Annotated in this window: 9 protein-coding genes; 2 read left to right on the top strand and 7 right to left on the bottom strand. The window is 56.2% G+C overall.

Annotated elements, in window-relative coordinates:
• Positions 1 to 7: 7 nt before the first annotated feature.
• From AAFN47_RS02490 to AAFN47_RS02470, 5 genes are all read right to left on the bottom strand, one after another.
• Entirely contained in the window at positions 8 to 1,267 is a 1,260-nt protein-coding gene (locus AAFN47_RS02490) for a cysteine desulfurase (RefSeq protein ID WP_499807624.1), read from the bottom strand.
• Complete coding sequence (gene sufD, locus AAFN47_RS02485) at positions 1,260 to 2,531, bottom strand: Fe-S cluster assembly protein SufD (RefSeq protein ID WP_499807623.1); 1,272 nt, start codon at positions 2,529 to 2,531, stop codon at positions 1,260 to 1,262. The genes AAFN47_RS02490 and sufD overlap by 8 nt, the downstream gene beginning before the upstream one ends.
• A 27-nt stretch (positions 2,532 to 2,558) precedes the next feature.
• Positions 2,559 to 3,314 carry a Fe-S cluster assembly ATPase SufC gene (gene sufC / locus AAFN47_RS02480; protein ID WP_499807622.1) on the bottom strand — a complete coding sequence of 252 codons (756 nt, stop codon included), beginning with the start codon at positions 3,312 to 3,314 and terminating at the stop codon, positions 2,559 to 2,561.
• Between the two features lie 114 nt (positions 3,315 to 3,428).
• The gene (sufB, locus tag AAFN47_RS02475; RefSeq protein WP_499807621.1) at positions 3,429 to 4,898 is read right to left on the bottom strand and encodes a Fe-S cluster assembly protein SufB; all 1,470 of its coding nucleotides are present in this window, start codon (positions 4,896 to 4,898) and stop codon (positions 3,429 to 3,431) included.
• 191 nt (positions 4,899 to 5,089) lie between these two features.
• Entirely contained in the window at positions 5,090 to 6,244 is a 1,155-nt protein-coding gene (locus AAFN47_RS02470; protein ID WP_499807620.1) for a cysteine desulfurase family protein, read from the bottom strand.
• A gap of 169 nt (positions 6,245 to 6,413) precedes the next feature.
• On the opposite strand from AAFN47_RS02470, the gene AAFN47_RS02465 reads away from it, so the two are divergent.
• Positions 6,414 to 7,091 carry an alpha/beta hydrolase gene (locus tag AAFN47_RS02465; RefSeq protein ID WP_499807619.1) on the top strand — a complete coding sequence of 226 codons (678 nt, stop codon included), beginning with the start codon at positions 6,414 to 6,416 and terminating at the stop codon, positions 7,089 to 7,091.
• Position 7,092: 1 nt separating this feature from the next.
• Here AAFN47_RS02465 and AAFN47_RS02460 read toward each other — a convergent pair whose 3' ends face one another.
• A complete protein-coding gene (locus AAFN47_RS02460) occupies positions 7,093 to 8,205 on the bottom strand; it encodes an anhydro-N-acetylmuramic acid kinase (RefSeq protein WP_499807618.1) in 1,113 nt (370 codons plus the stop codon).
• Positions 8,206 to 8,348: 143 nt separating this feature from the next.
• Between AAFN47_RS02460 and tyrS the strand changes: the two genes are divergently transcribed.
• Positions 8,349 to 9,602 (top strand): tyrosine--tRNA ligase, encoded by a 1,254-nt coding sequence (tyrS, locus tag AAFN47_RS02455; protein ID WP_499807617.1) that lies wholly within the window; start codon positions 8,349 to 8,351, stop codon positions 9,600 to 9,602.
• 305 nt (positions 9,603 to 9,907) lie between these two features.
• Here tyrS and AAFN47_RS02450 read toward each other — a convergent pair whose 3' ends face one another.
• Positions 9,908 to 13,462, bottom strand: coding sequence for a YhdP family protein (locus AAFN47_RS02450; protein WP_499807616.1), 3,555 nt, complete (start codon positions 13,460 to 13,462; stop codon positions 9,908 to 9,910).
• Positions 13,463 to 13,486 lie beyond the last annotated feature (24 nt).

Raw genomic sequence — 13,486 nt, 5'->3', positions numbered from 1 at the left:
CCGCAGCTCAGGCGAAAAACTCCTTGGCTTTTTTCAGCGCCTCAACCAACGCATCGACTTCAGAGCGCGTATTGTAGAGCCCGAACGAAGCCCTGCAGGTTGACGTCACGCCGAATTGCTTCAGCAGCGGTTGCGCGCAATGGGTCCCGGCTCTCACCGCCACCCCGGAACGATCAATAACCATCGAAACATCATGCGCATGGATACCTTCGATCTCGAAGGACACTATAGCGCCCTTGCCCGGCGCATCGCCAAATATCTTCAGCGAATTGATGGCGCGCAACCTGTCATGGGCGTATTTGCAAAGATCCGCTTCATGAGCGGCGATCGCATCGCGTCCGATGCTTTCCATATAATCAAGCGCAGCGCCAAGACCAATAGCCTGCACGATCGGCGGCGTGCCAGCCTCGAAACGGTGCGGCGGCGCGTTGTAACTGACTTCGTCCTGACTGACGTCGAGAATCATTTCTCCGCCACCCTGGAACGGCCGCATTTTTTCCAGCATCGCCTGCTTGCCGTAGAGCACGCCAATACCCGACGGGCCGTACACCTTGTGACCGGTGAAGACATACCAGTCGCAATCGATATTCTGAACGTCGACGCTCATGTGGACGGCGGCCTGGCTGCCGTCGATGAGAACCGGAATGCCGCGCTCATGGGCGATCCGGCACACTTCCTTGACCGGAACCACCGTGCCGAGAACATTCGACATGTGTGTGATCGCCACAAGTTTCGTGCGATCCGTGAGTTGCGCCTCGAAGTCTTCAATGTTGAATGCGCCATTGTCATCGACCGAAACCCATTTCAACTTTGCTCCCTGGCGCTCGCGGATGAAATGCCAGGGCACAATGTTGGAATGATGCTCCATGATTGTGAGCACGATCTCATCGTCGGCTCCAATGAATGGCATACCGTAGCTGTAAGCGACGGTGTTGATTGCTTCCGTCGTTGATTTCGTGAAAACGATGTTGTCGACGCTTTCCGCGTTCAAAAACGATCTGACCTTCTCACGCGCCTGCTCATAAGCGTCGGTCGCCGCATTAGAAAGATAGTGCAAGCCACGATGAACATTCGCGTATTCGTTCGAATAGGCGTTTGTTATCGCGTTGATCACAGATTGCGGCTTCTGGGCTGAAGCGCCATTGTCGAGATAAACCAGCGGCTTGCCATAGACCTCGCGCGACAATATCGGAAAATCCCGCCGAATGGCCTCGACATCATAGCCGGTTGCGCCGGACAACCTTGTTTCCGCAGTCGCGTCAGGCATGTTGCGCCAGCCATTCCGAGAATCTGTTCTCGAAGGCCTCAACCAGATCCTCCTGCTCCAGATCTTCGACGATTTCGGATATGAAGGCGTTTACAAGCATTGCTCGCGCCTTGGAATCAGAAATACCACGCGACTTGAGATAGAAAAGATGGTTCTCGTCGATATCGGCGACCGTTGCGCCGTGTCCGCACTGAACGTCATCGGCGAATATCTCGAGTTCCGGTTTTGAGAAGAACTCGCCCTCATCGGACAGCAGCAACGTGTTGCACGCCATTTTGGCGTCTGTCTTCTGGGCGATCTGTGCGACGCGGATCTGTCCCTGGAACACGCCGCGCGCGCGGTCGAAGACGACGTTGCGTATGGTCTCGGTGGACACGCAATTCGCCACCAGATGATCAAACTCCATCGTGATGTCAGTGTGACTGTCGCCACCCAGCAGATTGACTCCGCGAAGTACAAAGTCGGAATTCTCGCCGTCTGCCGTCACATGCACTTCCTGACGCACCAGATGGCCTCCGGCGTTGGCAATGAAAAGCATGAGCCGGGCGTCTTCGCCCAGACGGATGTTGATCTGGCCGAGATGCGTGTCGGACTTTCCTCGCTCCTGGCTTATGATCCAAGTGACTGCGGCGCCCTTGCCAACTGTAAGGTCGGTGATGGAAGAAACGAAGGAATCGGTCTTGCCGGCTGCAGTCTGCCGTTCGATGAACGTGCCTTCCGCGCCTTCTCCGATATTGACGGACATGCGCGTGTGCAAGTGACCACCCAGCGATGCGTTCTGCAACTCGACGGCTTTTTCAAGCTTCGCGCCTTTCGAAACCTCAATGACCGAACCGCCGTCCACGAACATGCTGTTTACGCGCCCGATGAAGTCATCGGATCGGTTGGACGCCAACAGATCGGTAGCGCGCTCTGAAGCCAGCAATTCCTTGAATGAAGAAACCGCCACACCATCCGGAACTGCGGCGTCCTGGCCGCCGCCGCGTGCGGACAGAACGATTGCGTCCGGGAGAATTGGCTTCGCCAATGCGCCCAATTCAGTCGAAAATTCTTCTGGCACCGTTTTCAGCAACGTCCGAAGATCGGTGTAGTGCCATGTCTCAATACGCCGCCCCGGTAGACCAGTCTGAGCGAAGTCGTGGACAAGCCCGTCGCGAAGTTCAGTCAGGGATGCGTCGCCCTGAAGCGCCTCGCGCCGTTCCGCATATCGATCGAGGAGCGACTGTTCGGCGGCCGTAATAGGTTTCTTGCTTTGCACGTTCATATCAAACCTTGCCTTGCGGACCGCGGATCAAGCTGCTTTCTCGATGATGTTCGCATACCCGTTCTTCTCGAGTTCCAGCGCGAGTTCCTTTTGACCGGACTCGATAACGCGCCCCTTGTAGAGAACGTGCACGCTGTCCGGAACGATGTAATCGAGAAGACGCTGATAGTGCGTGATAACGACGATGGCGCGTTCCGGAGAACGCAAGGCGTTCACGCCGTCGGCGACAATCTTGAGGGCATCGATATCGAGCCCGGAATCGGTTTCGTCGAGGACGCACAGATTGGGTTCTAGCAAAGCCATCTGCAGAATTTCCGCGCGTTTCTTCTCACCGCCGGAAAAGCCGACGTTCAACGGGCGTTTGAGCATATCCATGTCGATTTTAAGTTCACCCGCGGCTTCCTTGACCTTTCGGATGAAGTCCGGCGTGGACAACTCGTCTTCGCCCCTCGCCTTGCGCTGCTCGTTCATCGCAACCTTGAGGAACTGCATGGTGGCGACGCCGGGGATCTCGACCGGATACTGAAAGGCCAGAAAGATACCGGATGCAGCGCGTTCGCTGACATCCATTTCCAGGATGCTTTCGCCATTGTAGAGGATATCGCCCTCGGTCACTTCGTAGTCTTCGCGACCCGTCAAAACATAGGACAGCGTAGACTTGCCTGACCCGTTCGGTCCCATGATAGCAGCGACCTCGCCGGCCTTGACCGTGAGATTCAGGCCGCGGATGATTTCCGTTCCATCTTCGGCAATCCGCGCGTGAAGGTTTTTGATTTCCAGCATTCCGTTACATCCCAACTTTCTGCGGAGCCATGGTGCACCAGCGTTCCCGGTTCCAGTGATCTCCGAATTGTCTGGCCGGCGTAGCGCCGGCGCTTGATTTTTACAGGCGGCTGATCAGCCCACACTGCCTTCCAGACTGATTCCGATCAGTTTCTGCGCTTCGACGGCGAACTCCATCGGCAATTCCTGAATGACTTCCTTGACGAAGCCGTTGACGATCAGCGCGATGGCTTCTTCTTCGGGAATGCCGCGTTGCAGACAGTAGAAGAGTTGATCCTCTGAAATCTTGGAGGTTGTCGCTTCGTGCTCGAACTGCGCCGTCGAATTTCTCGCTTCGATGTAGGGAACTGTGTGCGCACCGCAATTGTTGCCGATCAGCAGTGAATCGCATTGCGTAAAGTTGCGGGCGTTCGTCGCCTTGCGGTGCGCCGAAACCTGACCGCGATAGGTATTATCCGATTTTCCGGCCGAGATGCCTTTGGAGATGATTCGGCTCGATGTGTTCTTGCCGAGATGAATCATCTTGGTGCCGCTGTCGATCTGCTGTCGACCATTCGATACGGCAATCGAATAGAACTCGCCGCGTGAATTGTCGCCGCGAAGGATGCAGGACGGATATTTCCAGGTTATCGCCGATCCGGTTTCGACCTGGGTCCAGGAAATCTTCGAGTTCGCCCCGCGACAGTCGCCGCGCTTGGTCACGAAGTTATAGATACCACCCTTGCCTTCGGAGTCTCCGGGAAACCAGTTCTGAACAGTCGAGTACTTTATTTCAGCATCCTCGAGGGCGACTAGTTCGACGACGGCGGCGTGAAGCTGGTTCTCATCGCGCTGAGGGGCGGTGCACCCTTCGAGATACGAGACGTATGCAGCCTCTTCGCAGATGATCAGTGTGCGTTCGAACTGACCGGTGTTCTTTTCGTTGATACGGAAATAGGTGGACAGTTCCATCGGGCAGCGCACGCCCTTCGGCACAAAAACGAATGAGCCGTCTGTGAAAACCGCCGAATTGAGCGTCGCATAGTAATTGTCTGTCACCGGCACGACGCTGCCGAGATATTTCCGCACAAGATCGGGATGCTCCCTGATCGCTTCGGAAATTGACATGAAGATCACGCCCGCCTTGGCGAGTTCTTCCTTGAAGGTCGTGACGACCGATACGGAATCGAAAACGGCGTCTACGGCGATCCTCGATTCCTGCACGCCGGCGAGGATTTCCTGTTCACGCAGCGGGATACCGAGCTTCTCGTAAGTCTTGAGTAGTTCGGGATCGACTTCGTCAAGCGTTTTAGGACCCGCCATGCTCTTAGGAGCTGCGTAGTAATAAATGTCGTTGAAGTCGATTTCCGGATATTTGACACGCGCCCACGACGGCGACTCCATCGTCAACCAGCGACGATAGGCGTTCAGACGCCACTCAAGCATCCATTCCGGCTCATCTTTTTTCGCCGAAATGAAGCGAATGATGTCTTCGTTCAGCCCCTTGGGGGCCTTTTCCATTTCGATAAGCGTTTCGAACCCGTACTTATACTGGTCCACATCGATCTGGCGAACCTGATCGATCGTCTCCTGCACAGCAGGCATTGGCGCTCTCCAATCTCGCCGGATTAAAGGTCCGGCAGTTTGTCAACGTCATATTTAAAGCCGTTCGCGATTCCGCGATCGGCAACTCCGCATTTAGTGCATTGAATCTCAAATTCCAATGACGAGGGCAGCTTGTAAGCCGAAATTTATAATATTTCCAGACTAGCCTCCGATTTATTCAATGAGCGCCTTTAGATTGCGTCTTGGCGCTTCTCCGCAATACGCTTCAAAATCGAGGCGAAACGGTCAATTTCATCTTCCGTCGTGTCTGGACCAAGGCTAACCCTGAGTGCCCCCTGGTCAGCATCCATGCCCATGGCCTTCAGAACATGCGAGGGTCCAATCTTGCCCGAGGAACACGCCGACCCCGCCGACAGGGCCACCCCTTCAAGGTCGAAGGCGATCTGAGCTGTCTCTGCTTTGAAACCCGGGAACGCGAAAAAGCTTGTGTTCGGCAGACGCCGTGCTTCCCCGCTGTAGAAGATGACGTCCGGCGCGGCCATGCGAATATGATGTTCCATCTGATCGCGGAGCCTGGCGACCTCCAGTAGTGTCTCCTTGCCTTCCAGATTTGCTTGCGCAGCAGCGCCAAACCCCGCGATCGCCGCAGGATTTTCCGTGCCCGATCGGTGCCCTTTTTCCTGTCCGCCTCCGGTGATCAGCGGGACTGGCATCATGATCTCGCCCTGCGCCACGATTGCGCCGGCGCCTTTTGGCCCGCCCATCTTGTGCGACGACAGGAAAATGTAATCGGCTCCCAGGGTTTGCATGTCGATCGGAATGCGCCCCGCGGCCTGGACGGCGTCTACGACGAGGAGACCGCCAGCGGCTTTCACCAGCAGGGACACTTCTTCTACCGGCTGGATCACGCCGGTTTCATTGTTTGCAAGCATCACGGCAACTAGCGGCATCCCGCTTGTTGAGTCGTGTTTATCGAGCAGCGACTTTAAATGTCCAAGGTTTACGCGCCCCAGACTATCGACATCAATTTGGCTGATCTGATCTGCGTGAAACCGTCCGCCGCTGGTCACGCAGGGATGTTCGACCGCCGAATAATAGAGATGGCCGATATCGATTTTCGAGCGGCCCATCCTGTACCGGGGCGAAAGCAGCGTCGACGCTGCTTCAGTGGCGCCGCTCGTGAAAACGATGTTCTCGTCTGAGGCGTTCACCAGCGCGGCGACTTTTCTGCGCGCATTATCAACCCGCGCGCGCACCTTGCGTCCCTCGCTGTGAACGGAGGAAGGATTGCCTGGCAGAGCAAGCACATCAAGCATCGCTTCGCGCGCGACCGGCAACAGCGGCGCGGTCGCGTTGTAGTCCAGGTAAATTCGTGGATTTTTCATCAAGATCTGCCCGCGTTCGCCACCCGGCGTCATTTTCCTTGTAATTTCGGACACCTATGCCTTAAGACACCACTTCACTTTGCAAGCGACGGGTCCGAGATGCTTTCCCGCGCTCATACATAAGAAATATCGGGAATAGCGCAATTCCCGAAAAACAACCGGAGCCCCAATGCCTGAAGTCATCTTCAACGGTCCCGCTGGACGCCTCGAAGGTCGCTACCAACCCGCAAAGGAAAAGAACGCGCCGATCGCCATCGTCCTGCATCCGCATCCGCAATTCGGCGGAACGATGAACAACCAGATCGTCTACCAGCTCTTCTACATGTTCCAACAGCGCGGCTTTACAACGCTGCGGTTCAATTTCCGCTCTATTGGGCGCAGCCAGGGCGCTTTCGACCATGGCGCCGGAGAACTGTCAGACGCAGCGGCGGCGCTTGACTGGATCCAGAGCCTGCATCCCGACAGCAAGAGCTGCTGGGTGGCTGGATATTCCTTCGGCGCCTGGATCGGCATGCAGCTTCTGATGCGCCGGCCGGAAATCGAAGGCTTCATGTCCATAGCTCCACAGCCGAACATCTATGACTTTGCGTTTCTTGCGCCCTGCCCGTCTTCCGGCCTCATCATACACGGCGACGCCGACAGGGTCGCCCCGGAAAAGGATGTCCAGGGGCTGGTTGAGAAACTGCAGTCGCAGAAAGGCATTCTGATCACCCAGAAGACGATGCAGGACGCCAATCATTTCTTCTCCGAAAAGGTGGACGAACTGATCGCCGAGTGCTCGGAATATCTGGATCGGCGCCTGGCCGGCGAACTGGTTCCCGAGCCGCCCGCAAAGCGCATCCGATAATTTACGGCTGCGCTATCTCGCCTCCAACGGCAGGTTCGCGACATCCGGTTGTTCCCGGCCAGCTTAGCGGCAGGTCTTTTCGAGAGCGAATGGCGAGATAGGCCCAGGCTTCAGCTTCCATGGCGTCGCCGTTCAGACCCAGATCCTCGGCCCGGCATACGGTCGCAGAAGTTTTTTCGGCCAGTTCCTTCAGATCGTTCATGATAACGGTGTTTTGTCGGCCGCCGCCGCAGATGATCCATTCTTTCGGATGCTCCGGAAGATGAGCGGCGGATGCGAAGATGGCCTCAGCCGTCAGCCGCGCAAGGCTGCGTGCGCCGTCTTCCAAAGACGCCGCTGAAGAAGCGGGCGGCAGGAAGTCATTGCGGTCCAGCGATCTGCGCTTCTCGGCATGAAAAAATTTAGCGCTCAGATAGTGATCCAGCAGGTCGCGCAGCACGCCGCCTTCGCTGGCGATGGCGCCGCCCTGATCAAAGGGAATTCCGGCCTTCATCTCTACCCACTGGTCGATCAGCGTGTTTCCGGGACCGGTGTCATAGGCCACAAGCCCACCATCCTTTGCTACGCAAGTAATATTGGATATCCCGCCGATATTGACGAACGCCACTGGCCATTCACCGCCCAGTCCCTTTGCCAGCGCGCCGTGATAGGCCGGCGCGAGCGGCGCCCCTTCTCCACCGGCGACCATATCGGCCGCCCGCATGTCGTAAATAACCGGCACGCCGGTCTTTTTCGCCAGCGCCGGGCCGTCACCCAATTGCACGGTCAGTCCCGCAGCGGGACGATGCAGAACCGTCTGCCCGTGAAAGCCGATCAGGTCGATGTCATCCACTTTCAAATCGTGTTCGCTCATGAACCGGGCGACAGACTGAGCGTGGAGGTCCGTTAGTTCCATTTCGATATCGGCGAGGTCGCCGGGTCTTTGTGAACGCTCTTCGATGGACTTGGCGGTATCGAGTGATGCAGCGAGTCTTTTTCTGAAATCCGGTCCATAAGGCGCGAACAGAAATGGGCCTCGCTCGGCGATCGTTTCACCGTCACTCCTTAAAAGCGCGATGTCGATCCCGTCCATCGACGTGCCGCTCATCAATCCGATCGCTGTCAGTTCTTCCACGCGTCTCGCTCCCGTCCATAAGCTGCGTATATGCGATTCATGCAAATAAATGGCGTGAAATCTGCAGGAAACAGTGTTAAACGCCGCGCCTGTGCGGACTGTCCTGTCCGTCGTATTGCATCCGGTACAGGGAAAGAGCGGTCATGTCGGCCTTCAAATCCGATTTTCTTCATATCATGCAGGAGCGCGGCTTCATCCACCAGACTTCGGATGATTCCGGCCTCGACGACTTGCTGCAAAAGGAAATCGTGACGGCCTATATCGGCTTCGATCCAACCGCGTCCAGCCTGCATGCAGGATCCCTCATCCAGATCATGATGCTGCATTGGTTTCAGCAGACCGGTCACCGTCCCATTGCACTGATGGGCGGAGGGACAGGGATGATCGGCGATCCGAGTTTCAAGGATGAGGCGCGCCAGTTGCTGACGCCGGAAAAGATAGACCAGAACATCCAGGGCATTAATCGCTGCTTCTCCAATTACCTCACCTTCGGCGACGGCGATCGGGATGCGCTCATGATCAACAACGCCGACTGGCTTCTGGGCATCAACTACGTCGAATTCCTGAGGGATGTCGGCCGGCATTTTTCCGTCAACCGCATGCTTGCCTTTGATTCAGTGAAGCTGCGGCTCGACCGGGAACAGTCGCTCTCCTTTCTCGAATTCAACTACATGATCCTTCAGGCCTACGATTTCGTCGAGCTTAACAAACGCCACGGCTGCCGACTGCAAATGGGCGGCTCCGACCAATGGGGCAACATCGTCAATGGCCTGGATCTCGGCCATCGCCTTGGAACGCAGCAGCTCTACGCCGTGACCTCTCCGCTTTTAACCACGTCATCGGGCGCAAAGATGGGAAAGTCGGCCAATGGAGCGATATGGCTCAACGCCGACATGTTCAGCGTCTATGATTTCTGGCAGTACTGGCGCAACACCGAAGACGCCGATGTCGGGCGCTTTCTCAAGCTCTACACGACCATACCGATGGATGAGATCGACAGGCTGCAGGCGCTCGGCGGGACCGAAATCAACGAGGTCAAGAAGATACTCGCCACGGAAGTCACCGCGCTTCTGCACGGGCGTTCTGCTGCAGAGGAGGCCGCGGAAACGGCGCGCAAGACATTCGAGGAAGGCGCGCTTGCCGAAAACCTTCCGTCGATTGATGTGCCGTCCGGTGATATCGCAGGCGGGATTGGCCTTTTGACGCTCCTCGTCTCAGCCGGCATGGCCAGTTCGAACGGGGAAGCCAGACGCCACATCAAGGGCGGAGCAGTGCGCATCAATGACAAGGCTGTCGCTGACGAAAAACGGATTGTCGGCTCCGGCGACCTGACGGATGAAGGCCTTCTGAAGCTCTCTGTCGGCAAGAAGAAGCATGTTCTCGTGCGGGCTGAATGATTACTTTATTCTAATAAAATAATTTAAAAAAACATTATTACCTATTGTTTTGTAAATCTTTTTAAAAATTTTAATCCCGTTTGGCTTTGTTTCGGGAATCGACGTTTTCGCCTCACTGCGCAAATCTGGCTTTGTTTCGGGAATTGACGTTTTTAACGCACAATGTCGGCTTGGCTTTGTTTCGGGATTTCAGAATTTCGGTGTTTCCCTGTCTCGTAAGGTCAGCTGCAACATAGCATATTTGGCGGGAAAAAGCACCAAGGTTGTTCGCCCTGAAAACATCGTTTGAGATACGCAATGCAGCTCTAGCGATCCATTCGCGGTTTTGATGGCGTCACCGTATCGGCTGTTCCACCGCCCCTTCCCTGAGTAAACTGGAACATGGAACGGAAGATTCCCGGCGCGATCACGGATATCGGATTAATGGATAGTTTTGGATCATCAAACTTGCCGGAAAGACGATAGGTGATGCCGATCAATCCCCGATCGCGACCGTTTCCGAGGATTGCGCCGACGATCGGGATTTCCCCAAACAACCGGTTGACGCCGTAGAGCGGCATGAATGTGCCTGTAATGTCTATGTTGCCCCTGGCGTCGTAGACGGTTCCCTGAAACGTTGAGCCAATTTCCGGACCACGCACTACCCCGTCGCTGATGCGCAGATAGCCGGGTCCCTTGTCAATGCGGGCGTAGCCGCGCTGAAATTCGGCGCGCGTCACGTTCAGATCGCGATTGATCGCCTCGTTGAGGCTTTGACCGCCTTGCGGTTTTGAAGAGACGATCGACTCCAGGCGTTCTTCGCCGACAATTGCAAAATCATCGACGGAAACCGTGCCCAGATAAGGGCCGTTATTGGCGCGGTTTAACGCAACGGACAGTTTGCCGCCCTGGATCTTGTCATAGATGTCGACAATTCGACCTGTGGCGCCGGCGTCTCCGGATGTCACGTTGACGCGGGTAACGCCGTTCTGGGTGACCCCATTCGCCGTCAACGATTGCCGACTGCTTGTCGTGCCTTCAACACTCAGTGAAAGCAACGTGCTGCCGACGCCGGAATAGGTCATCCGGAACGGACTGACCGTTTCGTTGTGAAAACCGATCGCCTTGTCGGCGGAGACCGACAATTCCACGCGTTCGTCTGAAGCGCTGTCGGTCGCGACTTCGGAGTCGCTGAAATAGTGTTTGATCGCGGAGCGAAGGTCGACCGCGCGACCATTGACATTGATGACATAGACGTCGTTGCGTCGATTAATCTTGACATCGAACTTGTCGTCGCGCGCAAGCGTCGCGTTGCGAATGTCAGCGTTCAGCAGTCCCACTTCATCGAAATCCAGCGAGCCGGAGGCAGCGAAACCATTGCCTTTCAGAATTACGTCGCTGATCTTTATGACTTTGTTCTGCGTATCCTCGGCGCCCAGGTCGAGGAGAAAGGAAACGGACGCCTTGACCCCGCTTCCCTTGGACCATCCAATCCACGGCAATTCCAGGCGCGCCTTGGTCAGATCGGCCTCAATTCTTTGCTTACCTTCTCCGAGCAACGACAGGTCGAGTTCGATGTCGCCTTTGACGTAGTCGTTCAATTGCGGCGCAAATTTCGCGCGCGCTTCGGCGTCCGCGACGAGTTTGACGTCGCGTTGCCTGTCCTGCGGCCTGTCGTCCGACAAGGGTTCCACGAAATCGATCCGAGCATTGATCCCGTCCAGATCGGCGCTTGTGTCGAAATGGATGTCCTGAGGATCAACGAACATCTTGCCGGTTGCATTGGTTACCTTGACGCCATCGATTAACGGGCCCACGCTGACCTCGCTCAAATCGAGATCGACCGTCCAGTCTGGTTCGGGAGGTTCCTGCTCGATGATCAACCCGAACGTCACTTCCACTTTCGCCTTGATGGAACCGGTGAAGTCTTCAGGCTTGTAGGGCGTGCGCTGCAGCGCGTTGATGGGGCGATAGGACACAAGCTCCGCCACGGCGTCTGCGCTTCCGCTGACCTCTATATCGAGATCCGCCATCAGCGGATGCGCGCGGGTGTCCGGAATCGCGAAATGGCCATTTGCGATGCCGACGCTACGACCAGAAGGGAAAAAGGACCGCCCGCCGTTCAGTTCCAGTTCGAGTTGATCGCCATTCAGTTTGAAAACACCTGTGCCATTGCGCACCGGGGGAATATCGCCGGCAACGTCAAAGCGGGCGTTCTCGATATCGAAATCAAGCGTCAGTTGCCTTCCGCTCATGGAGGCGTCGGGGCCTTGCGCAATCAGTCCCTTTGGAATGAACAACCGTATAGTGCCTTTGGTCACCGTCCCGCCGAACAGGTTCTGATGGACCCAGTTTCTCGCCTGCTTTGCAATCCAGTAAGGCCAGAGCTGCTTGACCGTCGAGGTATCCATTCCGGTGACGTTTGCGACGAAGGAGATTTGCGGGCTCGTATCCGTCAACTGGATGCTCGCCGACGAGTAAAGTGCGCCTCTTCCGGCCGACACGAGAAATTCGTCAACATCAATGCGTTTCTCGTCCCGGAGATAGCGTGCGAAAACCTTCATGGCGACGGTCGCCGGAGGCTCGGACGAATCCGATGGCGCAACGATCCCCTCATCGACGACGAGGTCGAACGCAAAGCCGTTCGTTTTGATCTGGTCTGGCAGACTGTCCAGATCGATCACGCCGCCATTGAAATCATAGGATGATTTTCCGACGTTCAATTGCGAAGGAAGAAGCTCCAGGGAGTTCTTGGTTGAGTCGAATGCAAAATTGATCCTGCTGCGCCGCAGTTCGGCGCCAACACCGTCCATGAACAATTCGCCGCCGGACAATTCAATCCCGCCTGTCAGGCTGGCCTGGCGGGTCTGGTTCGGTCTTTTGACGACCAGGCGCAGATCGGCGTTTCCTTCGAGTCTGAACTTCTGGCGCGACCGTCCGGTCAATTGCCGGATCAACTCTCCGATCTTGAGATTGGAAACCGAAACCTCCAGCGAATCCGGCCGATTCCATAGCCGCGTCACTGATGTATCGATGACAACATGCACAATATCGCCGGCCATCATGACCTGGGAATCGAAGGTAATCGAATTGTCTGGATTGGACGTGAGTTTCGCGCGTTCGACCCGAATGTCCTGCAATTCGTTTTCGGTAGTCTCGCTATGCCTCGTCTCGTCATCCGTCAGCTTCGCGCCGGTGTTGAGAAAGATGAAATCGGTGAGAATGACCGTATCGACTTCCTTGCGTCGCACAATAGCTTCTATGGTTGTCAACCCATCCAGCAGCCTGTTGGCGGCAGGCCCGATATCCTTAATTGTGAACGGGCCCTTTTCCGTGTCTTCTTCATCCTCGACCTCGACCTCGACCTCGACCTCGACCTCGGCTTGCCCGATATATTTCGCATCGACATAGCCGCTGTCGATTTCCACCCGGGACACCGTCGGACGGCCTGAAAGCAACGGCAGAAGACCAAGCCCGAGTTTGACGCTGTTTGCGCCGACAATCTTTTCGCTGGTGTCCTTGCGCACCACGCTGACGCCACGGGCTTCCACGGCGATACGGCCGTTCTCGGTCAATCTCACTCCGACCCCTTGAACAGTTGGCGTTACGGCGTCGCCGAGCGCCGTCTGCATGAATTGTTGAAGCCTGTCTGTTAGCAACCGGTCTCCGGCGCCCAGATTGATCAGCACGACGAGAATGGCAGGCAGACCTATGACAACAATCAGCGTCACGAGCAGAAAACGCCGCCCGCGACCAATCCGCGGCCAATGTCGCGGCGTATGAACCACGATGGCGTCGTCATGCAACGCAGAAGGCATGGTGTCCAGAGACAGGGGTCTCTCATGACTTTCACGGTCCGTGCGACGTTTACGGCCTATCATGAGACCTCGTTTTGCCAATGTGAT

The organism is Hoeflea sp. CAU 1731 (assembly GCF_039888615.1).
GTDB lineage: Bacteria > Pseudomonadota > Alphaproteobacteria > Rhizobiales > Rhizobiaceae > Flavimaribacter.
This window is presented reverse-complemented; position numbering and strand designations above follow the sequence as displayed.

Coding starts and splice junctions, on each gene's coding strand:
- tyrS (WP_499807617.1), top strand. CDS start 8,349: ATGTCGGCCTTCAAATCCGATTTTCTTCATATCATGCAGGAGCGCGGC.
- sufD (WP_499807623.1), bottom strand. CDS start 2,531: ATGAACGTGCAAAGCAAGAAACCTATTACGGCCGCCGAACAGTCGCTC.
- AAFN47_RS02470 (WP_499807620.1), bottom strand. CDS start 6,244: ATGAAAAATCCACGAATTTACCTGGACTACAACGCGACCGCGCCGCTG.
- AAFN47_RS02490 (WP_499807624.1), bottom strand. CDS start 1,267: ATGCCTGACGCGACTGCGGAAACAAGGTTGTCCGGCGCAACCGGCTAT.
- sufC (WP_499807622.1), bottom strand. CDS start 3,314: ATGCTGGAAATCAAAAACCTTCACGCGCGGATTGCCGAAGATGGAACG.
- AAFN47_RS02465 (WP_499807619.1), top strand. CDS start 6,414: ATGCCTGAAGTCATCTTCAACGGTCCCGCTGGACGCCTCGAAGGTCGC.
- sufB (WP_499807621.1), bottom strand. CDS start 4,898: ATGCCTGCTGTGCAGGAGACGATCGATCAGGTTCGCCAGATCGATGTG.
- AAFN47_RS02450 (WP_499807616.1), bottom strand. CDS start 13,462: ATGATAGGCCGTAAACGTCGCACGGACCGTGAAAGTCATGAGAGACCC.